Annotated in this window: 23 protein-coding genes, 2 tRNA genes and 1 other annotated feature; of the genes, 13 read left to right on the top strand and 12 right to left on the bottom strand. The window is 41.4% G+C overall.

Features of this window, described 5'->3' with window-relative positions:
- Positions 1–57: 57 nt before the first annotated feature.
- Positions 58–735, bottom strand: a complete 678-nt coding sequence (locus tag VB732_RS10370) for a response regulator transcription factor (protein WP_323230748.1) — start codon at positions 733–735, stop codon at positions 58–60.
- A 90-nt stretch (positions 736–825) separates the two neighbouring features.
- Here VB732_RS10370 and VB732_RS10365 point away from each other — a divergent pair, with 90 nt between their 5' ends.
- Complete coding sequence (locus tag VB732_RS10365; protein ID WP_323230747.1) at positions 826–1,293, top strand: hypothetical protein; 468 nt, start codon at positions 826–828, stop codon at positions 1,291–1,293.
- A gap of 431 nt (positions 1,294–1,724) precedes the next feature.
- Here the strand turns inward: VB732_RS10365 and VB732_RS10360 are convergent, their stop codons facing one another.
- Complete coding sequence (locus VB732_RS10360; protein ID WP_323230746.1) at positions 1,725–2,054, bottom strand: RNA-binding protein; 330 nt, start codon at positions 2,052–2,054, stop codon at positions 1,725–1,727.
- A gap of 267 nt (positions 2,055–2,321) precedes the next feature.
- A complete protein-coding gene (locus VB732_RS10355) occupies positions 2,322–2,861 on the bottom strand; it encodes a phycobiliprotein lyase (protein WP_323230745.1) in 540 nt (179 codons plus the stop codon).
- 578 nt (positions 2,862–3,439) lie between these two features.
- Here VB732_RS10355 and VB732_RS10350 point away from each other — a divergent pair.
- The 3 genes from VB732_RS10350 (at position 3,440) to VB732_RS10340 (ending at position 9,510) form a co-directional block, all read left to right on the top strand.
- On the top strand, positions 3,440–5,035 hold the full coding sequence (locus tag VB732_RS10350) for an efflux RND transporter periplasmic adaptor subunit (protein ID WP_323230743.1): 1,596 nt from the start codon (positions 3,440–3,442) through the stop codon (positions 5,033–5,035).
- A 203-nt stretch (positions 5,036–5,238) separates the two neighbouring features.
- Positions 5,239–8,493 carry an efflux RND transporter permease subunit gene (locus VB732_RS10345; RefSeq protein ID WP_323230742.1) on the top strand — a complete coding sequence of 1,085 codons (3,255 nt, stop codon included), beginning with the start codon at positions 5,239–5,241 and terminating at the stop codon, positions 8,491–8,493.
- A gap of 387 nt (positions 8,494–8,880) precedes the next feature.
- The gene (locus VB732_RS10340) at positions 8,881–9,510 is read left to right on the top strand and encodes a hypothetical protein (protein WP_323230741.1); all 630 of its coding nucleotides are present in this window, start codon (positions 8,881–8,883) and stop codon (positions 9,508–9,510) included.
- 174 nt (positions 9,511–9,684) lie between these two features.
- Here the strand turns inward: VB732_RS10340 and VB732_RS10335 are convergent, their stop codons facing one another.
- From VB732_RS10335 to VB732_RS10320, 4 genes are all read right to left on the bottom strand, one after another.
- Positions 9,685–10,731: a glycosyltransferase gene (locus VB732_RS10335; protein ID WP_323230740.1), complete on the bottom strand. Its 1,047-nt coding sequence runs from the start codon at positions 10,729–10,731 to the stop codon at positions 9,685–9,687.
- 335 nt (positions 10,732–11,066) lie between these two features.
- Positions 11,067–11,489: a hypothetical protein gene (locus tag VB732_RS10330; protein WP_323230739.1), complete on the bottom strand. Its 423-nt coding sequence runs from the start codon at positions 11,487–11,489 to the stop codon at positions 11,067–11,069.
- A complete protein-coding gene (locus VB732_RS10325; protein WP_323230738.1) occupies positions 11,443–11,928 on the bottom strand; it encodes a hypothetical protein in 486 nt (161 codons plus the stop codon). Before VB732_RS10325 ends, VB732_RS10330 begins: the two co-directional genes overlap by 47 nt.
- Positions 11,929–12,462: 534 nt before the next feature.
- Positions 12,463–13,407 carry a glycosyltransferase family 2 protein gene (locus VB732_RS10320; RefSeq protein WP_323230737.1) on the bottom strand — a complete coding sequence of 315 codons (945 nt, stop codon included), beginning with the start codon at positions 13,405–13,407 and terminating at the stop codon, positions 12,463–12,465.
- A gap of 157 nt (positions 13,408–13,564) precedes the next feature.
- Here VB732_RS10320 and rplS point away from each other — a divergent pair, with 157 nt between their 5' ends.
- The 8 genes from rplS to rplL all read left to right on the top strand — a co-directional run bounded on the left by rplS (position 13,565) and on the right by rplL (position 17,964).
- Positions 13,565–13,927, top strand: a complete 363-nt coding sequence (gene rplS / locus VB732_RS10315) for a 50S ribosomal protein L19 (RefSeq protein ID WP_114081431.1) — start codon at positions 13,565–13,567, stop codon at positions 13,925–13,927.
- Between the two features lie 146 nt (positions 13,928–14,073).
- A tRNA-Trp gene (locus tag VB732_RS10310) sits at positions 14,074–14,146 on the top strand.
- 346 nt (positions 14,147–14,492) lie between these two features.
- On the top strand, positions 14,493–14,714 hold the full coding sequence (gene secE, locus VB732_RS10305) for a preprotein translocase subunit SecE (protein ID WP_323230735.1): 222 nt from the start codon (positions 14,493–14,495) through the stop codon (positions 14,712–14,714).
- Entirely contained in the window at positions 14,714–15,355 is a 642-nt protein-coding gene (gene nusG / locus VB732_RS10300) for a transcription termination/antitermination protein NusG (RefSeq protein WP_323230734.1), read from the top strand. The genes secE and nusG overlap by 1 nt, the downstream gene beginning before the upstream one ends.
- Positions 15,356–15,361: 6 nt before the next feature.
- Positions 15,362–15,787, top strand: a complete 426-nt coding sequence (rplK, locus tag VB732_RS10295; RefSeq protein ID WP_094331821.1) for a 50S ribosomal protein L11 — start codon at positions 15,362–15,364, stop codon at positions 15,785–15,787.
- A gap of 99 nt (positions 15,788–15,886) precedes the next feature.
- Positions 15,887–16,600, top strand: a complete 714-nt coding sequence (gene rplA, locus VB732_RS10290) for a 50S ribosomal protein L1 (RefSeq protein ID WP_323230733.1) — start codon at positions 15,887–15,889, stop codon at positions 16,598–16,600.
- Positions 16,601–16,663: 63 nt separating this feature from the next.
- Positions 16,664–16,832: a sequence feature (ribosomal protein L10 leader region), on the top strand.
- A gap of 62 nt (positions 16,833–16,894) precedes the next feature.
- Complete coding sequence (rplJ, locus tag VB732_RS10285; protein ID WP_323230732.1) at positions 16,895–17,479, top strand: 50S ribosomal protein L10; 585 nt, start codon at positions 16,895–16,897, stop codon at positions 17,477–17,479.
- A gap of 89 nt (positions 17,480–17,568) precedes the next feature.
- Entirely contained in the window at positions 17,569–17,964 is a 396-nt protein-coding gene (gene rplL, locus VB732_RS10280; RefSeq protein ID WP_323230731.1) for a 50S ribosomal protein L7/L12, read from the top strand.
- A gap of 64 nt (positions 17,965–18,028) precedes the next feature.
- On the opposite strand, the gene VB732_RS10275 is transcribed toward rplL, so the two are convergent.
- The 3 genes from VB732_RS10275 to VB732_RS10265 all read right to left on the bottom strand — a co-directional run bounded on the left by VB732_RS10275 (position 18,029) and on the right by VB732_RS10265 (position 20,346).
- On the bottom strand, positions 18,029–19,435 hold the full coding sequence (locus tag VB732_RS10275) for a 1-acyl-sn-glycerol-3-phosphate acyltransferase (RefSeq protein WP_323230730.1): 1,407 nt from the start codon (positions 19,433–19,435) through the stop codon (positions 18,029–18,031).
- A 104-nt stretch (positions 19,436–19,539) separates the two neighbouring features.
- Positions 19,540–19,986, bottom strand: a complete 447-nt coding sequence (locus VB732_RS10270; RefSeq protein WP_323230729.1) for a DUF2127 domain-containing protein — start codon at positions 19,984–19,986, stop codon at positions 19,540–19,542.
- Between the two features lie 287 nt (positions 19,987–20,273).
- A tRNA-Ala gene (locus VB732_RS10265) sits at positions 20,274–20,346 on the bottom strand.
- 71 nt (positions 20,347–20,417) lie between these two features.
- On the opposite strand from VB732_RS10265, the gene VB732_RS10260 reads away from it, so the two are divergent.
- The gene (locus tag VB732_RS10260) at positions 20,418–21,335 is read left to right on the top strand and encodes a rhodanese-related sulfurtransferase (RefSeq protein ID WP_323230728.1); all 918 of its coding nucleotides are present in this window, start codon (positions 20,418–20,420) and stop codon (positions 21,333–21,335) included.
- A gap of 294 nt (positions 21,336–21,629) precedes the next feature.
- Here the strand turns inward: VB732_RS10260 and VB732_RS10255 are convergent, their stop codons facing one another.
- On the bottom strand, positions 21,630–23,129 hold the full coding sequence (locus VB732_RS10255; RefSeq protein ID WP_323230726.1) for an ATP-binding protein: 1,500 nt from the start codon (positions 23,127–23,129) through the stop codon (positions 21,630–21,632).
- Positions 23,130–23,136: 7 nt separating this feature from the next.
- Positions 23,137–25,935 carry a PAS domain S-box protein gene (locus VB732_RS10250; protein WP_323230725.1) on the bottom strand — a complete coding sequence of 933 codons (2,799 nt, stop codon included), beginning with the start codon at positions 25,933–25,935 and terminating at the stop codon, positions 23,137–23,139.
- Between the last annotated feature and the right edge of the window lie 339 nt (positions 25,936–26,274).

Raw genomic sequence — 26,274 nt, 5'->3', positions numbered from 1 at the left:
TCCCCCTGCTCCCTGCTCCCTGCTCCCTGCTCCCTGCCCCCCGCCCCCTGCCCCCGATTACAAACTTGGTGGATTGATTCGATACCCCATACGATGCACAGTTTCAATCCAATCTTTGATACCAATGATCTGTAGGCGTTGGCGCAAGCGGCGAACCAAGGTAGTAACTGCATTACTTTCTGGTTCCTCTCCGCAACTCCAAAGGGCTTGCTCAATCTGGTTATGAGATAAAATCTGGCGGGGATGACGCATCAAATACTCCATCAATTGAAACTCACGGCTAGAAAGTTGAGTTGTCAAGGAACCAAGTTCGAGCGTCAAATTGGATAAATGAAGTTGCAAATCACCCAAACTCAGTATATCTCCTTGCCACATAGGCGATCGCCGTCCTAGTGCCCGGACTCGTGCCAAGAACTCTAGAACATCCACAGGCTTTACTAAGTAATCATCGGCTCCAGCATCTAAACCCATTACTTTATCTAAAACCGTATCTTTCGCTGTGAGTATCAATACAGGAGTCAGCTTACCGGCCCGTCGATATACTTGACACAATTCTACGCCGCTCACTTTAGGCAACATCCAATCTAGAATCAGCAAGTCATAATCTTTGCGAAAGGCAAACCACTGTGCTGTTTCCCCATCAGCGATCGCATCGACTGTATGCCCAACTTTTAATAAGGCTGCCCGCAGTGGCTCTAACTGCGATTGGTCATCTTCGACTAGTAAGATTAACATCCCATTTGCTCAGGTTGCCGTCATTTTTCTTTTTAATTTTAAGATTAAGATAAAAGGATGACGCAAAAGTGACAGTAAACACTTAACCCCATGCAGCAACTTCAACTTTTTCAAGTGTTGCGATCGTTAGGCTTTGTGTTTTGGTTCTCCTTGCCGTTGATTGGGTTAGTTTTTTGGCTGGGGAGCGGGTTTGTAGGAGATCGGATTTTAAGTCGCTCTAACACCACTAAAAAATATCTGCTAGCAGATACCCAATCGGCACGACAGATTATGAAAAGGATAGTCGCGATCAAAGTGGAAATTCTCCCCCAAAAAGGAATTTCACGGGTGAACGTTAGAACAAACAACTCAGTTATCACAACGATCCTATTTGAATTTCCAATAACAGATATAAGCAAACTTGAAACTGCTCTTAGTCAGGAGTTAGGCTTACCACGCGATCGGGTTAAAGAACTAATAATTGAAGAAGAATTCAGAAGTCAGAATTCAGGGGTCAGAATCAATCAATCGGGGATTCAGACCGACGCAGGATTGAAGACCACCAAATTTTCAATTTAGTGGGGGTCTTAAACCCAATTAATTCATCCGCCAGTCATGCAGAAAACATTGCTGAATTCTGACTCCTGACTTCTGAATTCTGTTCGATAAATAGGTCAAATTATTTAGTGCGAAATTAGAGGGACTTCCAGTTAGAGTGTTCCACAAAATAAATGATCCAAAACCCGTCATTGCGAGCGAAGCGAAGCAATCGCAAGGGCTGGGATTGCTTCGCTTCGCTCGCAATGACAATTGAGCATTTTTTTACTTGGAGTACTCTTAAAAAACATTCCATTGTTAGTTAGCACAGCTGTGCTAACCGACAAATGTACAAATAATTTTGGATAATTTATTTTTGTCAGTCCCAGAAGTAAAGTTTTTTATAAAAAAGGCTCAAGCATTTCTGCCTGAGCCTTTTTTATATTCAACTAAATAACTTTCGCCTATTTAGCTTAGTAGCGGCCGCCGCCGCCACCACCACGGTTGTAGCCGCCGCCACCGCCACCGCGATTACCACCACCAAAGGAACCACCTCTGTCTTCTCTGGGCTTGGCCTTATTTACTTTAAGGTCACGACCCAGCCATTCAGCACCATCAAGGGCTTCAATGGCTTTGGTTTCTTCGTCTTCTGAACTCATTTCCACAAAAGCAAAGCCGCGTAAACGGCCTGTTTCACGGTCAGTAGGTAGCTGGACACGCTTTACAGAACCATATTCTGCAAAAACAGTACTCAGCGCATCTTGTGTAACATCATAGGAGAGGTTACCAACGTAAATTGACATCAAATGTCTCCAAAATCATAAGTTTGTAGAGATTTAGATTTCGGAGAGAAGTCTGTAATACCAAAAGGGAAAAGCCTGTCAATACTAAAATCAAACACTGTCGCCGAATTAATTCTCATTTCACTCCCAATTGTTACATGGCAATTTACTTTCTGGGGGAAAGTTGGAAAAACTGTTATAAAAAGTTATATTGCCACTTGATAGCTAAATGCTGGGTAGTTCCAAAACGGGTAAGGCTATAGCCGCCAGCTACACCCACCCGATAAGCTAATCTATTCTATTTTCTAAATATTGACCAATCATCAACTGCTCACCAGCACGAGAGATAATAGTCTGCCTGGTGCGGTATTGACTGCCAATTAGCTTTAACTCTTCTTCAAACACCGAACCGTTGTATTCGGTTCGCAAACACAGTGTTTTGGGGTTGGAGAAATAATACTGGGCGGTGACTGGTTTGGATATAGCAAAACCGCGATCGCGGTACAAGGTACTTCCCTTCACTCCAAATATTGTTGAACCTTGCGATTCTTTCTTTGTCTTCAATACATCCGTACTTTCCCAAACAACTACTGCACCACAGATTAAGCTGCCTGCATCAGACAAATCGTGCATCTGAGCTAGTTTTTGCAGTTCATCACAGCCCTGCTCTAGAAAATTAATTGTAACTATACTTTCTATCTCCTTAGTTTCTCCCTTCGGTAGGGTGTAGTACCGTCGTTGCGATCGCCACTTACCGACTGATTCTTGGAAAAACTCCGAAATCTCGGATTCATCAGTAGTTTGTGCAATTTTGAACAAAGATGTCACGTCTTACCTTCCTCACCTAATGCAAGTATATTTTTGGTAAAAAAGTTCATTCTTACCTGTTGTCGCTATGGTACTTATCGCCCTGTTTCTTGCCATATTACGCAAGGGGGGTAAGAAGAAATAGTGTTTTCCACTACATTATAGACACAATAAAGTAATAAATCTTTAATATTCTTAATGAACCAGGATACACCAGCAAATACTCGCATTTATGCTAGGATGCATAAATATGTAAAAAAAATAAAAATATTGTAATTCCGCTAAAATAGTGATAAGGAGAAAAAATCATATCTTTAGAAAAAGCCAGATTTCTCCTATGGGTAGATTCTAGAAAACTGACAAAATATTTATACTAAGTTTATAATTTGTTAACTGCAAGAAGATTAATCTACCTCTGCGTCAGAAGTAGAGCGGTGAGAAGTGTTCGATTTTTGTGGGAAAACAGTAGTTTTTGATACCAAAAATTACTGTCAGACAGCTTATTCATTCTCACCGTTTTTTGTTAATTATATCTATCAAAATTGCTTGGTAAAACACGGCTTTTTAACCCCAAAAGCTCCCAAATAGGAGATAAATGAATGATTTTGGATAAAAATAAGCCGCACAAACAGGTGGAAATGGAAGATCCCGTAGTCGCTAATCAACTAATTGATATCCAGTTAGATTCAGTTGTGAAGACTGAGGTAGCGATGCCTGCGGCGGGTTGCGCCTACGCAGATTTAAAGAGTAGACTTCTTGCAAACAGTACTTGTACAACTGATGGAAGGAAAGGCGGAAATTACTTTTTTTCCTCCACTTACTTTTTTTCCTCCACTTATGTAAGAAGTTTATTAATTCCCTGTTTGGTCGGTATCGGATTGCTGATGGCAAGTTGCGGCTCCTCGCCTAAAGAATCAGCCGAGGCACAATCTCAGAGTCCTGGTAGTCGGGAAGGTAGTCGGGAAACACCTGTAGATGTGGCGATCGCTCGAACTGAGACGCTGCAAAAACAACTAGAGTACACAGGTAATACAACACCTTTTCGGATTGTATCACTGCGATCGCAAGTAGAAGGCCGCTTGTTAACCTTGAACCTTGATGTGGGCGATACAGTAAAGCAAGGGCAAAACGTTGGGCAGTTGGATGATGCTATACTTTCGACCGAATTAAAGCAAGCTGAGGCAGAACTAGCAGCCCTGAAATCAGAAGTAGCTAGGGCAACCAATCAGGTAAGCAATGCTCGCGCAGACGTTGAACGAGCGCGATTAGAGGTTGTGCAAGCTCAGGCAGATTCAGAACGGCAACAGAGGTTGTTCCAAGCCGGAGCGATCGCAGAACAAACTGCCCAACAAGCACGTACCCAGGCGCAAACAGCAGCCCAAGCATTGCGGGCAGCCCAAGAGCAAGTCCGTACAGAACAGCAAGCCGTTGCCGCCGCCCAAGGTAGAGTCTTGGCCCAGCAGGCATTGGTTGCCCAAGTCAAAGAACGTAGGTCTTACGCCCGCTTGACATCTCCCATAACTGGCATAGTTACAGAAAAGGTGACAGAACCGGGCAATCTGCTGCAAGCAGGTAATGAAGTCATCAAAATTGGCGATTTTAATCGTATAAAAGTTGTTGTGCAAGTTTCCGAATTAGAACTAGCGCAAATTCAGGTTGGACAGTCTGTACAAGTGCGCTTAGATGCCTTCCCCAACGAAACATTAATTGGGAGAGTTACGCGCATTTCTCCAGCCGCCGATGCTACTGCTCGCTTAATACCTGTAGAAGTCGTGATTCCCAACGCTCAAGGCAAAATTGGCAGTGGACTCCTGGCGCGAGTCAACTTTGAAAACCAGACTCAACAGCGCGTAGTAGTGCCACAAACAGCTATCCAGAAACAAGCACGCAGTAATAACTCCAAGACTACAGATAAGAACCAACAGTCGTCTCCTTTGCCCAACGCAGCTAATACCGCCGGGGCAGAAAACCCTGCTGGGACGTTATTTGTGGTCAAAGGCACAGAAGGCAATGCGAAAGTCTCAGCGCGTGCTGTCACATTAGGAAAAAGAGCCGATGGCAAAGTAGAAATTTTATCTGGCTTGCAATCGGGAGAACGCTATGTTGTTCGCAGTGGTCAACCATTAAAAGATGGAGACGCTGTACGTTTATCGATTCTTTCTGAAAAAGCAGAGGCAGTCCCTAAAGGAAATTGAAGAAAAAGTCAGAATTAAGATTCTCTCTACGAGACGCTGCGCTATCCGCCCAGTCACAGACAATTAAGTTCTTAATTCTGACTCCTGAATTCTGACTCCTGAATTCTGACTCCTGAATTCTGACTCCTGAATTCTGTTTGTTAAAAATTCAAAATTTTGAGAATTTTTCATTTTGCCTTTTTAATTGAAGTGAAGGGACGGTAATGCAAGAAGTAAACAAAAGTGGCGGATTTAGTATCAGTGCCACATCAATCCGCCAACACATCGGGACACTGATGCTGACGCTAGCAGTCATAGTGATGGGTGTCTTTTTTGTCGCCAAGTTACCAGTTGATTTACTACCATCAATTACTTACCCTCGGATTGGTGTGCGAATACAAGCGCCTGGAATCTCCCCGGAGGTAGCAGTTGATGAAGTCACAAGACCTCTGGAAGAAGCCTTTAGTGCTACCGAGGGCGTGATCCAGATTTTTTCTCAAACTCGTGAGGGACGGATAAATTTGGATCTGTACTTTCAACCAGGCGGCAATATTGACCAAGCTTTAAATGATGCTACGGCTGCTTTTAACAGGGCTAGAAGCACATTACCAGAAACCATCGAAGAACCGCGCTTATTTAAAGTTGATCCTTCCCAGTTACCCGTTTACGAATTGGCATTAACTTCACCTTCCCTCGAAGGCGTGGATTTGCGCGTTTTTGCCGAAGAAGAACTAGCCCGCGAACTAAGTGTTGTATCTGGAGTTGCAGGCGTAGACATATCGGGAGGAGTTCTAGAAGAAGTTAGGGTCAATATTGATTTGAATCGGTTACAAGCTTTGGGTGTAGGCTTAACCGATGTGCTAGATGAACTTAGAGATCGCAACATAGATATTTCTGGCGGTCGGATTTTAGGGCAGAATGCTGAACCGTTAACCCGTACCGTCGGGCGGTTCCAAGATGCCAATGAAATCAGCAATCTTTCTTTTGAAGTTTCTTCCCCAACTTCCTCATCTACGTCATCTACCCCTACATCCACTTCCACTACTCCCAACCGTCGCGTTTATTTGCGCGACTTCGCCGAAGTCATTGATGGCTCAGAACAGCAACGAGTGTACGTCTTACTCAACGGGAAAGAAGCTGTAAAAGTCAGCATTCAAAAGCAGCCGGATGCAAACACCATCAACGTTGTCGAGGGTGTAAAAAAACGTTTGGAAGAACTGCGAAAATCCGGTCTAATTCCTGAAGGAACAATTCTTACGCCTACCTTAGATGAGTCACGATTTATTCGTAACTCTATCTCGAATGTTACCAGTTCTGGGTTGATCGGTACTGCACTAGCAGCGATCGCAGTTCTGTTATTTCTTGGTTCTCTCCGACAAACTTTTATCATTGTCCTCGCCATCCCCTTAGCAACCCTCGCTGCTATCATCTTTATGGGATTATTTGGCTTATCTATCAACGTTTTTAGTTTGGGTGGTTTGGCGCTGGGTGTGGGTATTGTGGTAGACAACTCCATCGTCATGTTGGAGAACATCGCCGAGGGTGCTGGGATGACTCCCGGTAAGGATAATAAAAGCCGCTTAAATTCGCAACAATTAATTTCTCAAGCAGAAAAGAGTAGCCAAGAAGTAGAATCAGCTTTAATTGCTTCTACTAGTACGAACTTGGTAGCAGTATTACCATTTCTGCTGATTGGTGGTTTTATCGCACTACTATTCAATGAGTTAATTCTCACCATCACCTTTTCCGTAGCGGCTTCAATTTTAATTGCTGTTACCGTTGTACCGATGCTTGCGTCCCGCTTATTGTCATGGAAGTTTTCTAGCGGTTTAAGCAGATTTTGGCTATTACGGCAGTTTAATAACCGTTTTGATGATTCCACCAGGGCATATAGCAGTTTTCTAAGTGGGATATTACGCTGGCGGTTGGTTACAGTAGCGATCGCTATTATCTTTTTCGGTGGCGGTAGTTTGTGGATGGCTCCGCAAATTCCCCAAGAAATTCTCCCCCGCATCAACACCGGACAAGCCAATTTAAATGCCCAGTTTCCTCCCGGTACACCTTTAGAAACCAACCAAAAAGTAATGGTTGCAGTGGATGAGATTATCCGCAAGCAGCCAGAAACAGAATATGTTTTCTCTACAATTGGTGGCTCTCTCTTTGGCAACACTACCAATGCTAATGCCTTACGAGCTTCCAGCAACATTACCCTGAAAACAGGTACTAATGTGCAAGCTTATGCAGAACGAGTTACTCAAGAGTTGAACAAGTTAAATTTAGCAGGAATTCGTCTGCGCCTTAATCCTGGTCAAGTGCGGGGTTTGATTCTCAACAACTCTCCCGTCCGTGGTGCTGATGTTGACGTGATCATTCAGGGAAGTAACGTAGATAATTTAGAAGAAGCTGGCCGTCGGGTACTAACAGCCTTAGAAGAACAAGCTACCTTAGCGAGATTTCGTCCTGATGCAGACGATCGCCAGCCAGAAATTCAGATTCTTCCAGACTGGGAAAGGGTTTCAGCTTTAGGGCTAACTGCTACACAAATAGGAGAAACAATTCAAACTGCGATCGAAGGCAGTATCCCAACTCAGTTGCAACGCGGCAACCGTTTAGTCGATGTCCGAGTAAAGTTGAATGAAGCATCAGTACAAGCACCTTCTCAATTAGAAAGGTTGCCTTTATTCGTAGATAACAATCGCCAAATCCGCTTGAGCGATGTTGCTAAAATTGCCGAAGCTCAAGCGCCGGGAGAAATTCAGCGAATTAACCAGCGTCAGGTTTTATTAATTGCTGGCAACTTAACTGAGGGAGCTAGCCTTAGTGAGGCTCTAGAACAGGTGAATACGGTACTAAATAGTATAGATTTACCTGAAGGGATTACCATCTTACCCAGTGCAGCAGCTGAATCTAATCAGCAGCTGCAAAGTTCACTGCAAGTTTTAGGTGGATTAGCCGCCTTTCTAGTGTTTGTGGTGATGGCGGTGCAATACAATTCCCTCATTGATCCGCTAGTAATTATGTTTACAATTCCTTTGGCATTAGCTGGGGGAATTTTCGGGCTTTACATTACCAAAACTGCCATTGGCGCGACAGTGATTGTCGGTGCAGTTTTGCTGGTGGGTATTGTGGTCAATAACGCCATCATCATGGTGGAATTGGCGAATCAAATTCGGGAACGGGAAAAAGTTGACCGGAAAACTGCCATTTTGAAAGCTGCACCTCAACGCCTACGACCAGTGTTAATGACGACTATTACCACTGTTTTAGGTATGTTTCCCCTAGCTTTAGGAATTGGAGAAGGCTCAGAATTTCTGCAACCATTAGGCGTAGTAGTATTTTCGGGTTTGTCTTTGGCAACAGTGCTGACGCTGTTTATCATCCCCTGTTTTTACACTCTGTTACATGATTTGTTGGATGGAAATTGGGCGAAGCCAGCGTTAAGCCGTTTGCACGGATTTACCAAAAAACTTATAAGCTAATGAGCATTTAAGTTACATAAAACCAGGTATTTTAAGAGGGGCGTACAGGTGTACGCCCTTACCGTTAATTTAACCTGAGTTCGATGGGTCATTTAGTAATCACTTAAATTGTTTGTATTTAAGCTCACATAGTGTCTAATCTGTCAATTAATAAGTTCTAATTTAGATTTTTTATAAAGATTGCGTGAAATTACTCGTTATTGTGATGAAGCATTACAAGAATTGCTTTATAAATCAACATACGAGTATATGTAAACTCACTGAGTAATCACATATTAACTGCTATTTATCTAGCAAATACATAGTAGTTTAAAAGTGAGGTTTTGCTGTTTGATTTAACCGACGTGATATGACATTCTCTCAATCAATATGAATGAGGACAGAAATATGACAATAGTAACCAAAATAGCCTTATCTCTTTTAGGAGCAGCAGGAATTAGTTTTTTGTCTTTGACACCAGCGACAGCCGTTATCTTGGTAGAAACCACTGTGACGACTCAAGATGAAGACATACTCGACACGAGAGACCCAAGAATTCTTACAGATTTTCGACCAGGGCAAGTAATAGAATATGGTGTTCCAGATGTAGCTAATAACTTTCTAAATAACACTGGGTACGATATCGAAAGCTTAGTCTTTGATTTAAAAACGCTGTCATATAATAATGAGCCTGTGGAGTGGGGAGATGTTAATGGAGATGGAAGGATTGGTTACTCCAACGACCCTGATCTAAAGGATATTTTTACAGACATTACCATCAGTGGTAGCACTATTACTTTTAGTGGTGGCGTAATTCCAAACGGAAGCCTGTTTTATAATCCCTTTGCTACACTACCAAATCTAGCCCCAGGTGGTGGAATCGTTCCACCAATACCACCAGGGCAAACAGATAGAGATGGGCCTATTAGAGTGGCATCTTATTACACAGCCATTCCTGAGTCAACTAATGTTTTGGGTGTAGTGGCCCTTGGTGCTTTAGGTGTAGCTTTAAAATTAAAGCGATCGCTACACTGTTAACGCAGTTTATCATCCTCTGTAACTGGGGACTGGGGACTGGGGAGGGAGCAGGGGGCAGGGGGCAGAGGGATAAGGGGATAAGGGGACAAGGGGACAAGGGGACAAGGGGACAAGGGGACAAAAGTTTAGAACTTACAACAAGTCTTTCGCCTTGTCCCCAATTCCCAATTCCCTTCAATTACGATACACCGCCAATGTTTCCTGATGAACGCGGGCAACATTCAACCACTGGAGGTTTTGATTTGCCCGATTTTTCCACTCATGCAGCATATCAGCGTTACTCAGTAATTGCACTAAAACCCCAGCCAAAGCATTACTATCTTTTGCTGGTACTAAAATACCTGCTTGCCCATTGTCCAAAGCTTCAGGAATTCCATCTACTTCAGTACCAACGATCGCAATTCCGGCTTCCCTAGCTTCTGAAAGTACCAGAGGGCAAGGATCTCGGTGGGAAGCCAACACAAATATGTCACAAGATATCAGGTAGCGTTGAGGTTCTGCCTGGAAGCCTTCAAAATGAATCCGTTCTTTTACGGAAGTTGCTTGTGCTTGTGCCTCAAATAGCTGTTTATCAGGGCCATTCCCTACCAAATAAAGGTGCGCTTGGGGGAAATCTGGGGCAATTTTTTCAAAAGCAGCGATTAACTCAGCGATACCTTTGCGTTGATACATTCCGGCTACAGTAGCGATCGCTGGACGCTGTAACCCTAATGGTTGATAATCTTGTATTTTTCGGGTGCGGGGACTGCCTAAAGTTCCATTGCATACTACTCGCAGCTTGTTTTCTGGGATACCCCGCTTCGCCATAGAATCTCGCACCGCCTTGCTAACGGCAATCACCTTATCAGCTAAACCCATCAGCAAACTAGAACGCTGAAATTCATTGTGAACTGTGGAAACTAAAGTATATTTATTGCCTTTAAAGATGCGTGCTAAAATTACCCCCGTCATCATGTGAGCATGAACGATATCCGGCTGAAATTCAGCTGCAATCGCCCGGTAACGCACAGCCGCTTTAATAATACTTATCGGTTTTCTAGTTTGGTCTAATTGGTAGTGTTTAACACCATATATATTTAGTAATTTCTCATATTCACCACCAGCAGAAATAACCGCTACTTCATAGCCAGATTTTGCCTGTAAACAAGCCAGATCCACAGCCACATTCACAATCCCGTTACCTATTTCTTGAACGTGGTTCAAAATATGTATAATTCGCATAAATTTTGAGATATGTATAAAAAATAAAGATAAGTAACTGAGTATAAATCAACATAATTATTGAGGTCTGCAACGACAACTCAAAAGTAGTCAGTACTGCGTAAATTGACACTAGCTACTGAATAAGAGCGTTTATAATTAGCCACTTAGCTTTAAAGACTTATTCAGCAATAGCTCGATAAATCGGGGTAAAACTCCAAAATTCTGATGTCTTACCAAAAGCAGCAATGGGAGCATCCCACCTTAAAAGGGCTAATCCTACCAAGATGATGCGGCGAAATTAATGTAATGATTGTCAGGTTGCGGGGGTGGGGTTATGAATAATTTTCAGGAGGTTAGACTTGTTCCTGCTCTGGCTCTTGTTGAATGCCTACAAATTCTCTTCTTAAATCGTCGTCAGACGGTCTTGTGCGAAATTCCTCGTGGGTGTATATCCATAACAGATAAACAACGCGCTTTGCCTCGTTAACCACATACATGAAGCGACATTTCTTTGCCGCTCCATCTAACTCAGGCGCTCTAAATCGAATTTTTCTAAATTTAAAATCTGATTTATACGTTCCTTTGGGAAAACCTTCGTCGTCTGAAAATGAATTAGAGCTAGGATTCTCGCGGAGTTGACCAATATAGTCATTAACTAACTCCAAAAAAGAATTCCTAGCTCTTTCATTTTTACGGTAGTGACTTTTAATTAACTTTTCGAGGCTAATCTCAAACCTCTCTAATTGCTCTATCCGATATGCTTCGCAACCAGTCACGGGTTTCCTCCGTCTTTAACTCTTTGCCCTGGATTGTACCTGAGTACAATTGTTCTAGAGTATCAGATAAAACCGCTTGATAACTGGGATCTTGACGCTCAACAGCATCCAAAATAGTGTCAACCAGCGTATCTAAAGCTTTAATGCAAGACATAAAAGCTTCTGTCTGATTGGTTACGACTAAAAACAATAGATAAATTTTTGACCAAATTTTGCTCTTTAAACCAAACACACCTTTTGCAGATGGTTCGAGCCAATCATACGCAAACTCTTTTAGCCCTTCGCGGTCTTCAACAGAAATATTGCTCCACTCCTGCTTAACTCTATGGGTTAACTTACGAATTTTGGCTGTTAATTGCTCAAAATTCGATGATGGGCTGATTTTTCTTTGCCGAATCTGCTCAAACTCATGAGTAAAAATCACGATCGCAGTGGACACCGCTACACTCTCCCAATTTACTGCTATTCCTGGACAACAACAGAGTTAAATAACTTTCTGACTTTTACAAACTGTATTTAGAATTTTACTTACCGGGTGTAGACACCTTACATTTTTATTCTATGACAATAGATACTCGCTGTCTTCCGCAATTAGACGAAAGCAGATGTTTGATTATTTCTGTTACAGAAGCAATCTAAGCGCGATCGGCTTGTTTTACAATTGGATAGCCTAGCTATCCAATCAAGTCGGGCCTTCCAAACAAAGCGATCGCTCCACTAGCTAAAGAATTTTTCAACCACTGCACCTTGTTACATCTCACCAAAAGCATCCCTTTTAGTTTGGACACATAAATAAGTATCCAATAGACTAGGCAGAGCTAAAAAGAGTGATCGTTCTTTTTAAAAGCGTCTATCGCAGTTAATTCAGATTTGCTTTTGAGATAACAGGGGTGAAAATCTTTACAAAATCATCATGCCTATAAAATAAACGCCTAAGTTTTGACAGCAAAAACCATCACCAACGCTTAAAAATTTACGGCTCAATTAATACAAGCTTGCGAACCTCAGAATTTTGTCCTTGAGAGCGGCGTGATGAGGCAGCAGTTAGCAAAAACTTCCAAGACTGAGGAGAAAGTATAGACGGATCTATCATTGAAAGAAAACTCTTGATATTTTTTTGCTTCAGTGCTACTAAACTCCAATGGAGCTTCAGGTAATTTTTGATATCTTGAAGCAGAGGAATTTTTGAGCGATGTTGCTCATTTACCAAGGCATAAATTTTTTCTTTCATCAAAATATTTGTCGCCAACCGCCGAGACAAAGAAAACTTTTGATTATATGCACCAGGCCAAATAGTCCGGTATGCAAGAGACTGATTCAAGAAAATAGCATCGCCAAACTGAGCAATCCGAATCCAGGAATCGATATCATCACAGTTAGCATCAAGGGTAGAGTCCCAACCACCAGTTTTGAGAAAAGCATCACGTCGGCAAGCTACTTGTACAGGTGTACCAAATGGTACAAGCTCCAAAAGCATACCGTAGTGAATATCAGCTTGTGGGATATAAAAAGCTAAACCAGGGCCTACTTGTGGGGTGCGACTGAGTTCAACTTCATTACCATCCACCTGAGCAGCCACACAAGAGCAGATTACAGCATCAGGACGAAGTGCGATCGCCTTAGCCATCTCTTCTATGCAGTTGGGCGCTAAATAGTCGTCATCATCTAGAAACTTAATCCAGTCGCCGCTAGCCTTGCCAACTCCAGCATTTACCGTTGCTGCATGGCCAAGGTTAACTTCATTGCGATGGTAAACAACCTTGTCCCCTAAGCTTTTAAGATATGTTTGGGTATCATCAGAAGAACAATCATCAGCAACAACCACCTCACACTCAATAGTTTGGTTCCAAGCCGACTCAATTGCTCTTTTCAGCAAGTTCAAGCGATTATAAGTACTGATGACGACGCTAAATTTCATAAATTTCCACCTGTAATACAGTATTTTGCAATATAGCTTCGATTTACCGGGTCTTGTCTCAGTAAAATTATCAATCTCCAATAAGTAGAAGTAGACTGAAATAGGATTATCGATTTATGATTGATGATCGTGGGTTTTTTAAGCAGACACAAAGACTATGAGCGCTCAAGAGATTATCCGCTCCATTGAAGCGGAACAGCTAAAATCAAATTTGCCCGACATTTTTGTGGGCGACACCGTAAAAGTAGGAGTGAAAATTAAAGAAGGCGAAAAATACCGTGTACAACCCTACGAAGGAGTAGTGATTGCCAAACGCAATGGTGGCATTAACGAAACTATTACAGTTCGTAAGGTTTTCCAAGGTGTAGGCGTTGAGCGCGTATTTTTATTGCATTCTCCCCGAATTGACAGCATTAAGGTATTACGTCGCGGTAAAGTCCGCCGTGCTAAACTCTATTATCTCCGCGATCGCGTAGGTAAGGCAACCCGGATTAAGCAACGGTTTGACCGCCCTTTGTAATTCGTGCTTTATAAAGTATGGGAGAAATCTCAAGCGGCATCTGCCGCTAACTTGTTTTCTCAACGAAATTGAAGTATGATAGAAATCGCGTGTTGCGTTAAACTAAAATTTAGTTCAGCGCAATGAGTGAATAAAAAACAGCTTGTGCGCTCTTAGTTCAGTTGGTAGAACGCAGGTCTCCAAAACCTGATGTCGGGGGTTCAAGTCCTCCAGGGCGCGCTCAAGAGCAAAAAATAAAGCCCGAAATAATTACGCGGCTGCTAAGTTAGCAGTTAGCGATAATAATTTCGGGTATAATTATTGTATTTTGCAGTTATTTTACTTTCAGTTAAGTAAAATAGAGTCGAAACTGCAAAACTGGATGACCAAATTTTAGATTTTAGATTTTGGATTTTGGTGAAGCAGCGCGGTCTTGGGGGTTTCCCCCATGAGTGACTGCTAAACCCGAAGGGATTGAGAAAAAATCTAAAATCAACAAACCAAAATCTAAAATTGAGTGCCTTTGCCTTAAGGCATGGGATAAATTCAAAATCTAAAATTGAGTAAGAAACGGGGGTAAACGGTCGTGACCAAAAAAAGTGAAGCAGAATTGCCAGAAAACACCAATGGGTTTAGCTTAGGCAATTTCATACAGGGAACCAAAGAAGAACTTGACAAAGTAGTTTGGCCCAGTCGCAAACAAATAGTGAGCGAATCTGCTGCTGTGTTGTTAATGGTGGCACTCTCCGCATCTCTGATATACTTGGTCGATGGATTGTTTGGTTGGGCAGCAAAACAGGTGTTCTGATGACTTTTGCAACAGACGAACCTCGCAACTCCACGTTGCAGTCGGAAGAAACAGGAGAAACAGCAGAAACAGCGTCAAAAGAATCACGCTGGTATGCTGTGCAAGTAGCTTCAGGCTGTGAAAAGCGTGTAAAGACTAACTTGGAGCAACGCATTCAAACTTTTGATGTCGCTGACAAAATTATCCAAGTAGAAATTCCGCAAACGCCGGCGGTGAAAATCCGCAAGGATGGCAGTCGCCAGCATACAGAAGAAAAAGTTTTTCCTGGCTATGTGCTGGTGCGGATGATGATGGATGATGATACCTGGCAGGTGGTACGAAACACCTCTCACGTAATTAACTTTGTCGGTTCAGAACAAAAACGTGGTAGCAGCAAGGGTCGAGGCCATGTCCACCCGATACCACTGAGTGCTTCAGAAGTTGAACGGATATTCAAACAGACCAGTGAACAAGAAGCTGTTGTCAAAATTGACATGGCTACTGGTGATAAGATAATGGTGCTTTCTGGCCCATTTAAGGATTTTGAAGGCGAGGTGATTGAAGTATCTCCAGAACGGAGTAAACTTAAAGCCTTGCTCTCAATTTTCGGCAGGGATACACCAGTAGAACTGGAATTTAATCAGGTAGAGAAACAGAGTTAAATACAAATGGCGAAGAAAGTAGTGGCGGTCATTAAACTGGCCCTGAATGCTGGAAAAGCCAACCCAGCACCGCCAGTAGGGCCCGCCTTGGGTCAGCATGGCGTTAACATCATGATGTTCTGCAAAGAGTACAACGCCAAAACAGCAGACCAAGCTGGAATGGTGATACCTGTAGAAATTTCGGTTTTTGAAGACCGGAGTTTTACATTTGTACTCAAAACGCCACCAGCATCAGTGCTGATTCGGAAGGCAGCGAAGGTTGAAAAAGGCTCGAATGAACCCAACAAAAAGAAGGTTGGGTCAATTAGCAAGGCACAATTGCAAGAAATAGCCCAAACAAAACTACCCGACCTCAATGCCAACGACATCGACGCAGCAATGAAGATTGTGGCAGGAACGGCTAAGAATATGGGTATAACAGTTACGGATTAGTCATTGGTCATTGGTCATTAGTCATTGGTTAATGACAAAGGGCAAATAAAAAATTATCGGGGGAGAGGCAAAGCTTCGGAATTACCCCAGGAGAAAAAAATGGCAAAAATATCGCGTCGTTTGCAGACGCTGCAAGCAAAAGTAGAAGATAAGGATTATCATCCTTTAGAAGCTTTAGCCCTTCTCAAAGAGACAGCAACGGCTAAATTTACTGAAGCTGCCGAAGCCCATATCCGATTGGGAATTGATCCCAAGTATACAGACCAACAGTTGCGGACAACGGTAGCACTGCCTAAAGGTACAGGGCAAATTGTTCGGGTGGCGGTAATAGCCAGAGGCGAAAAGGTAAATGAAGCCAGCAACGCTGGGGCTGATATAGTTGGTTCAGAAGAACTGATTGACGAAATCCAGAAAGGTAGAATGGATTTTGACAAGCTGATTGCCACACCCGATGTAATGCCACAGGTGGCAAAGCTGGGTAAGTTGCTTGGGCCGCGTGGTTTGATGCCATCGCCCAAGGGTGGAACCGTAACATTTGATATCGGAAGTGCGATCGCAGAATTCAAAGCTGGTAAACTAGAATTCCGAGCTGACCGAACTGGTATTGTCCATGTTATGTTTGGTAAGACAACCTTCTCGCCTGAAGATTTGTTAGTCAACCTGAAGGCATTGCAGGAGACGATTGACCGTAACCGTCCTTCAGGAGCTAAAGGTCGTTATTGGCGCACATTTTATGTGTCAGCCACAATGGGGCCATCAATTAAAATTGATGTCACCGCCCTACGAGATTTAAAACTGAGCGAAGCTGGTTAATTTTTGGTCATTAGTTCTTAGTCATTTGTAAAGGCAAAGGACAAAGGACTAATGACAAATGACAAAATTAAATAGGCAAAGCCGGAGACAGCAGGTGCTAATAGCTTAAATATCCTGCCGAGGTTAAAACTCTAATTGTCAAAATTACCACCCATAAAGGTGTGATAAGTATGGCATCACGAGTCTTAATACTCAACCCCGGCTAAATTAGCCGGGGTTTGTTGTTTGGGTTCAGGTTTAAAAAAACTTACAAGTAGGGCACTTCCCCGATTATTTTAAGGAGGTGAGATTGGAATGGGTAGAACACTAGAAAATAAACAAGAGATAGTAGCTGACCTCAAAGAAACTTTGAGTGAGTCAACTCTGGCGCTGGTAATAGAGTATCAAGGGCTAACAGTTTCTGAAATCACAGACTTACGGCGGCGGCTGCGTCCCAGTGGTGCGGTTTGTAAGGTGACGAAGAACACCCTGATGGGCATTGCCATTAAAGATGATCAAAAATGGGAGCCTTTGTCAGAACTACTGAAAGGTTCTTCAGCTTTTTTGCTGGTCAAAGATGATTTTTCATCTGCAATCAAGGCTTACCAAGACTTCCAAAAAGCCACTAAGAAGACAGAACTTCGTGGCGGTGTCATGGAAGGTCGCCTACTCAAAGAACCAGATGTTAAGGCTCTAGGAGACTTGCCATCTAAGGAACAACTCATTGCACAAATCGCTGGAGCTATCAACGCTTTGGCTACCAAGATTGCTGTGGGTATCAACGAAGTTCCTGGTTCACTGGCTCGCGCTTTGCAAGCTGTAGCTGACCAAGAGCAAAGTGGTAGTAGCACCGAAACCCCTACTGAAGCTGATAGCAGCACTGAAACTGCTGCCGAATAGATGACTTTGTAGTTCATCAGTCAAAAGTCAAAAGTCTATAGTTAAAGACTAATGACTAATAAATAATCAAAATTACAGGAGTTATATCAATGTCTGCTGCAACCGATCAAATTTTAGAACAACTAAAAACCCTTTCTTTGTTGGAAGCTTCCGAACTAGTCAAGCAAATTGAAGAAGCTTTTGGCGTAAGTGCTGCTGCACCCGTTGGTGGCATGATGATGATGCCTGGCGGTGGCGGTGGTGCTGCTCCGGCTGAGGAAGCTGTTGAGCAAACCGAGTTTGAAGTAATTCTTGATTCAGTCCCAGCTGATAAGAAGATTGCCGTACTGAAGATTGTCCGCGAACTGACCGGCTTGGGTCTGAAAGAAGCTAAAGACTTGGTAGAAGCTGCACCCAAGGCAGTTAAAGAAGGTCTTGCTAAGGATGCTGCTGAAGATGCTAAGAAGCGCATCGAAGAAGCTGGCGGTAAGGTGACTATCAAGTAGTCACAATTTTATTACCAATTTTTTATTAAGGAGTCTGATTCAGGCTCCTTTTTTTCACAAAAACTTAGCTAATCATCTTCTCTAAAGCGATTTGCAAATCTTTTGTTAAATCGCTCACAGCTTGTCTAGACAACTGGCGATCGCCCTGAGATTTTGACCAACGTTCTGTAACTGATATTGGCTCTCCTATAGTAATTTGTGCCTGTCGCAAACCTAAGCGGGGTCGTCCTGGAAGTGTTGTATCCTGAATTCTAGAAAGCATATCAAATACAAGTAGAGCCGTTTCTGCAAACCGTTCCGCCGTAGGTTCTTCTTGAATATAAGTCGCTGTGACTGCAACAAAACTTTCCACCATCCGCATGTGCCGCATTCGTAAGTCTGCTTCCTCTGCAATCCAGTCTGCCAAACCACGTTTAAATGGTGGCAAAGCATTGATATCTGACAAATCTTCCCGATAAATGTAATTCCAGCCAGCCTCTTCTAAGCGGCGACATCGGTCAATAAAATTACCCTGCGCCTGGACTCCAAAATACTGCTCGGTAACTTGTAAAGCCTTATCCAGTAAACGATGAAGTCGGTTAATCAACACCTGATTAGGGCTAGCAGATTCATCACTTGAAATAGTTTTTGGAATGTCTTGATGATAGAAGCGACCATAAAACTCTTCCATCTCGGTAATGAGATATTCAGCTAATCTACAGAGGCGTTGATAGTAAATCTCTTCTTGATTGCCTGAATCAATTTCCTTAACTTCCAAGCCGCTATCAGCTTCCAACTTACTCAGCAACCAATCCAGTTTAGACCAAGGTGGCTCAACGTAGCGATACTGGATGGCGATCGGCACAATAATCACAGTCTCAGTTCGGTTAGCTTTATGCAAGTCTTCTGCACACCAGAAACCCATTTGAGCAACACCAGGTTCCAGGGGGCTAACAATCCCACTATGACCATTAGTACCTCCTTCGGGTGCGACTGCGATCGGTACTTTTCCATTAGCAAACAACTCCCGTGCTGTTTGGATTGCTTGTCGATCTAGTCGCCTTCCGCGATGAACCGGCACACCTCCCAGCCTTGAAAACAACCAACCTAGCCAACTTCCAGCCCAAACCGTCATCCCGCGATCGTAGAGAAAATAGCTATGGACAAGCGATCGCAGTGTAATACCTTTCTCACGAGCTACCCGTGGCACAATGTAAGAAAGCAAATACAACATACAGAGGGGATCTTCCACCTCCGGGTGACGAAATGCCAACAAAAAGCGAATTTTTCCAGCCTGGAATTGTTGATAAAGTTCAGCCAATACCTCGACATTCTTACCTTCAATGCTGACAATACCAGCCGGTAGCCAAGGGCGAGTGCGAAACCGTAGTGCGATCGGCAATAACCACCGAACAATCTGGAGTATTAGCAGATTAAGGCGTTGGGGAATAAATTTTAGTGGTGGTTGAGTAGAGTGAATCGTTTTAGGCAAGTCGCTCTCCAGATTGTATTTTTAGCGATTGTACAACGTGTTGGGTGGAAAGATTCATAACTATTTCTTACTTAGGAATCAGCACTATATAGCCTAATAAAAAATTAATTAGAATGTTTAGGAAAATTTTGGAATAAATAGCTAAATACTGCTAAATTCAGCAAAAAAACTAATATTTTTATAGGAGATATCCCCCTAATTAATTCATAAATTTCTGGTGGAATACTGATACCGACAAGTACCAATACTAATATATGTGCCCAACGTTTTTCGTACCACAACCCAACAGCTTCAATAATAGTAACAGTAGCATATATTCCTGCTCCAATACCGCTAAAGGCCAGAGTTCTGGGATTTAAATTAATGACTTTTTTTAAAACCCAATCAATAATCATTGATTTCCCTTCTAAAACATAATTGTCTGAAAAAGCCTCTAGGGTTTGATAATTTTTTAAAGTCAATAATAAAGCGATTGAAGTAACCATAAGCAGCAAGGCGGCAAATGATTTGTACAGAACAATTGCCACTAACCCCAATGGACGCTTTTCCAAATAACCCCCTAAATATATAAAATATATATGAGTCAGTCAGATTTTGGTTAACTGGCTTTTAATGATGTTAACTAAGATGCTTATTGTAGCAGTACCTTTTCAGGCTATGTTTCCCAGAGATTTTTCTAACTAAGTAAAGCTTTGAAGATGGGGGCGATTGGATGCGTTACCAATTTACCAACTAGTAAGGACTAAATCTCATCCCTACTAAAAAAGAGGATTTTGATTTAGGTGTGTTTCCTTTGGGATATTTCAAGCGATCGCAAATTGAGATAAATCACATCAAATGGAGGTTAGCGGACTCGAACCGCTGACATCCTGCTTGCAAAGCAGGCGCTCTACCAACTGAGCTAAACCCCCATAAAATTAAAATAGCCGGTAATTTTGGTTGCCGTTGCTATTGTAACTTATATTGTTCCATTACTAAAAGGATGAAGCCAGAAAATATCCAAGTTGTTGCAGCACTGTATAAATTCGTCAAGCTGCCAGATTTTGCCGATAAACGAGATCCTTTACTTTCTTACTGCCAAGAGCAAGGAGTCAAGGGGACAATTTTGCTAGCACAAGAAGGCATTAACGGTACAATTGCGGGTTCGCGTCAGGCAATTGATTCTGTTCTGTGGTTTCTGCGTACCGATCCCCGTTTGGCAGACCTAGAATACAAAGAGTCCCATACCGAAACCCCGCCTTTTGAGCGAATGAAGGTACGATTGAAGCAAGAAATTGTCACTTTGGGATTGCCTGAAATTGATCCAAATCAGCAAGTTGGCACTTATGTCAGTCCCCAAAAGTGGAATGATTTGATTTGCGATCCTGAAGTAACTGTGATTGACACCCGCAATGATTATGAGGTGAATATCGGTACTTTTCAAGGGGCAGAAAATCCTCAAACTGCCTCATTCCGAGAATTTCCCGATTATGTGCTACACCACTTAGATCCAACTAAACACAAAAAGGTTGCTCTGTTTTGTACTGGCGGTATTCGCTGTGAAAAAGCTTCATCCTTCATGCTTGCTCAAGGCTTTGCAGAGGTCTATCATCTAAAGGGCGGCATTCTTAAGTATTTGGAAGAAGTTCCAGCAGATAAAAGTTTATGGGAAGGAGAATGTTTTGTCTTTGACGAGCGGGTAGCTGTTAGTCATGGATTGGAAGAAGGGAATTATGAACGGTGTTTCAATTGTGGGTATCCGATTTCCGAAGAAGATAAAACATCTTTAAAATATGAAAAAGGTATCTCCTGTGCCTATTGTTTTGATAGCCTCACTGAGGAGAAAAGAGCGCGTCAGCAGGAAAAATGGCGGCATTACCAAACCCAAGTTGCTAATTCGAAAAATCGGGATATGAGCTAACCTATAGTCGCATTTTCATCCCCAAAGAAAAAATATTTACTCCTCAAAATTTTTGAGATTTTGAGGAGTAATATAGCAATCCTAAATAAGTTGTGAAAATCGAGAGCCTAAGATTCCCGACTTCTCAAAGAAGTCGGGAATCTTATTGTTCACGACTAATTTAGGACTACTATATCATCTTCGGTTAAACAATTGTCATTGCTAATGTTCCACTTCGTTGCATTCGCAATGAGATATTATAAGCAATTTGTCGGACATGCATAATATAAACTTTGGGCATTGCAGACAAGATTATTATAATTCGGAATTTAAGGGCAAAATTACTGTAAATGTAGTGCCGACTCCAACTTGACTTGTAACACTGATTTGACCCTTATGAGCATCAACGCACTTTTTAACAATTACTAACCCTAATCCAGTACCCTGAATTGATTGGACGTTGGAGGCTCGATAGAATGATTCAAAAAGTCGAGCTTGGTCTGGTTCAGGAATGCCCAAACCTTGATCTTTAACATAAAAAATTGCCACTTTCTCAATGGGATCGCATATTAAATCAAGCTGAATCTTGCCACCTTTGGGAGAATATTTAACTGCATTTGATAGGAGATTTCCGAACATATAATGTAACAGTCCTTCATCCATTACAGCGTTGTTACAACGGCTGCTACAGGTAAAAACAATTTCACATACGCTATTTTCAACCAGAGAAAAATCTTTGATTAACTCCTGACAAAATTGCTCTAAGTTAATGGGTACTGGATTATATACGAGTTTTTCTGCCTCCGCCCGACCCATAAATAGAACTTCTTCCATAAGTTTTTCTAAAGATTGCACAGCAGCTTGAATTCGCTTTAAATAAATGCCTCTTTTTGCATCTGTCAAATTTGCTCCCTGCATTTCTATAAGTTCTACTGCTGTTTGAATAACAGTTAAGGGATTGCGGAACTCATGAGATACAGTAGATATAAATAAAGACTTGAGGCGGTTAAGTTCTTGCTCTTTTTCCAATGCTTGCTCTAACAATTTTGTTTGGTGTCGTTCGCTAAGATCCCAGAAAACAACTACTACACCATTTATCTGATCAGGTCGTCCCTTTAGTGGCGAAGCACTATCGCCAATTGGAACTCTTTTTCCATCTCTTCTAATCAGGGATGTGAATTCTTCTAAATAAACAACCTGTTGTTCCCGCAGCACTCTTGTTATTGGGTTTTCTAATATAGTTTCTGTAGCTTCATTGACAAGATGAAAAATCTTTGTAGCCTCTTTTCCTAAAGCATCTTTTTGCTGCCAGCCGGTTAACATCTCAGCTGCGGGATTTATGAATGTCACCTTTCCTTGACCATTTGTAGCGATTACAGCATCACTCATTGAATTTAAAAGGGTCGCTAACTGATCTCGATTCTCCCGCAGTTCACGCTCTAACTGATGTTTTAAAAGACCGATCTCGATCGCTATTCTTAAATCTTTTATAGTAAATGGTTTAACGATGTAGCCAAAAGGTTGAGTAATTTTGGCTCTTTCTAAAGTATGATCGTCACCATAAGCAGTTAAAAATATTACAGGTATATCTAACTGCTCACGAATCTTACTGGCGGTAACAATACCGTCCATCTCACCTTTAAGAATAATATCCATTAATACTAATTCTGGGTTAGTTTCCAATGCCTTAGTAATGGCAACTTTTCCAGATGAAGCTGTTCCCGTAACAATATAACCTAGTTGACTGAGTTGGCTAGCAATAGTTCTAGCCACAATTACTTCATCTTCAACAATTAAAATCCTAGCTTGACCCATTTGATATTTACTGATGCAAAGTTAACTGCGTAAATTGAATTTTAAATACTGTTCCATGATTGCGTTCTAGAGTAATATCGCCTTCTAATTGTTCTGTAACTAAGTCATATACTAACGACAGACCTAAAGAATCAGTATTTTTCCAATCCAAATTATCTGGTAAACCAATCCCATTGTCTCGAACCGTCATCTCAATATTTTTGCCAATATTACGTAAACCAATACTTATTTTCCCTGCTTTTTGATTGGGAAAAGCGTGCTTGAGGGCATTGGAGATTAATTCGTTGATAACCAGTCCACAGGCAATTGCTTGGTCAACATTCAAGCTGACTGAATCTATATCAGTTTCTAGAGCAATTTTTTCAGGCCATATTTGATATGAAATCAGTAAGCTCGCTGCCAAATTCTGGATATAATCACCAACATCAATTTGTCCAATATTGGCGGAAGTATACAAATTTTTATGAATTAGAGATATTGATTCAATTCGGTTTTGACTTTCTCGGAGAACTTTAATTACTTCTGGATCTTTGAGGGTTTGAGACTGGAGTTGCAATAGACTAGAGACTATTTGCAAATTATTTTTAACTCGATGATGAACTTCTTTTAACAGGACTTCTTTTTCAGCTAAGGCATGTCTTAACTTTACTTCAGCTTTTTGTCTTTGAACTAGTTCAGTTTGAGCTTGTTCAAAGATGCTGGATTGTTGAATTGCGATCGCTAATTGGACTGTCAGTTGATCGAGCAAATCTAACTGATTTTCTTCCCATTCCCGAAAACTAGAGCATTGGTGAGCAATGAGTAAACCCCAAAGGTGAGAGCCTGGGTTTTGAGAACTGACTTCTAGTAAAATGGGCACGACTAAATTCGCTTTGACTTCAAAGTGTTCTAACAAGCGAATATGGCAATCACTTAGCCCAGCCTCATAAATATTAGCGATCGCTCGTTTCCGCCTCTGATAATACTCCACTCCTGCGCCTGTTTGAAAGCATGTATCATGAATTTCTACACCTAAAGAAACTGTCCATCCAGCTTCCACCGACTCCGCCATAATTGTGCCGATCATCTCTGAGTCAAACTGATAAACTATTACTCGATCAACTCCAAGTAAATGTCGCACTTCTTGAACTGTTGCATTCAAAATATCTTGGAGATTTAGAGATTGACGAATCCGTTGAGCCACAGTTCGCATCAATTGCTCCCGTTCGGCTTGAGCTTTTAAAGCTAGTTCAGTTCGCTTACGTTCTGTGATATCTTGCCCGATACCAATAATTTGACCATTTGAAAGTTTAACATTAGTCCAAGATGTATCTAGGAAATCACCATTCCGAACCTGAATTTTAAAGTCACCCCAATTGCGTTGTGCATCCTGCATATAATTAATCACATACTGCCGATATTCAGCATTAGGATATAAGGCTTCTAGAACATCGCCAGCTTGGAAGTCTTTAAATTTCCAGCCTAAAACACTTTCCCATTCTTGATTTACCCACTGAAGTTTGCCATTGGCATCAATGAGTGCAATCATCAACGGTATATTCTCAAAAATTTGTCGTAAAAACTCATTTTGTTCTTGGAGCTTGGTTTCTAGTTTTTTACGGTTTGTGATATCATGAAATGCTGTTAAAATCGCGGCTTCTCCATTAAAATTTAAATATTGTAAAGAAGCGATCGCCCAAAAATCAGTTCCATCTGATCTCTTCAATTTCAGTTCATAATCTTGAAGAGAATCATGTTGATTGAGAGCTTCTAACATAAATTCTAAATCGGTTGAGTTATGGTACAAATATAAAATTTTGCGATTCACCAAATCTTCAGGTGAAAATCGAAATGTTTGCATCAACTCCGAATTAGCATATAAAATTAAGCCGTCAGACAGACGCGAGATAATTAATGGGATAGGAATGGCTTCAGAAATTACTCTAAATCTCGATTCACTTTCTTGAAGAATTTTTTTTATTCGTTTATATTCTGTAATGTCTCTAATATTTACCAACCGAGCATTGTAACAGCTATAGTCTATTATATGCGCGACAATTTCAACATCAATAATCTGCCCATTTTTTCGCTGATGTTGACATTTGTCATAAAAGTGTAACCTAGTGTATTTTTGTCTTAAATCTTCTATAAAAATAGGCGCATTTTCTAAACAGTAAATATCATTTATTCCCATTTGCAAAAATTCTTCTTTTGAGTAACCATAATGAGCAATAGCAGCTTTATTAACATCTAAAAATCGCAGATTATCCTGGTTATACACCCACATGGGATTAGGATTTGTATAAAAAAGAAGATCAAAACTCTTGTGGCTATTATTAATTACTTTTTGCCGATGTAATTCTAAATACCTGATTACTTGTCTGGCCAACTGTTGTAAAATAGTTTGTTCTTTAACAGTCAAGTTCCGCGATACAAAATCAATCACACAAAGACTACCTAATGCAAAACCGCTTGAGTTTATTAAGGGAACTCCTGCATAAAAGCGGAAATAATGATTTGATATTACAAGAGGGTTTTTCGCAAACCTTTCATCTTGTAAAGTGTCTGGGATAATTAATATTTTATTTTGCAAGATAGTATAACTACCGAAAGAAATGCTTCGAGGAATCGCTGATGTAGTTAGCCCAATTTTTGACTTAAACCATTCCCGTTCTGCATCAACTAAGCTAATCAGAGCAATTGGTGTTTCACAAAAGTTAGCAGCTAGTTGAGCTAGCTCATCAAAAAGTTCTTCTGGTAGTGTATCTAAAATTTTATACTGATTAAGTACCTCTAGCCGTTGGCTTTCATTTTCAGGAAGTAGCATTATTGGTTGTTTTGAAATTTTTGTAAAGTACCGTGTTTAATTTGCTTTATTCTCAAAAGATGATTAATTGTTTTATAAAATTTGCGAAATCAAAATCAGTATTTTTCCTAATAAAATAGAAGAATTTCTTTCTGGGAAATACCTTAAGCAAAGTTTTTACTCAACAACATTGTTAAGATATTTATTTTTTGTGGAAAGAATTTACTTCATGTGAATAGATACTTGAGCTTGCTTAAGGGTGGGTTTAAAAAACCAATATTCCCCATCAGTATTTTTATCAAACTATGGGCAGTTTTTGCAACATAATCGATATATGAGTTGAGTGAGGTCACTTACTCT

Origin of the sequence: Nostoc sp. UHCC 0252 (genome assembly GCF_034931145.1) — a bacterium.
GTDB lineage: Bacteria > Cyanobacteriota > Cyanobacteriia > Cyanobacteriales > Nostocaceae > Nostoc.
Note: the sequence above shows the minus strand (reverse complement) of the source record. Positions and strands in the feature narration are given on the sequence as shown.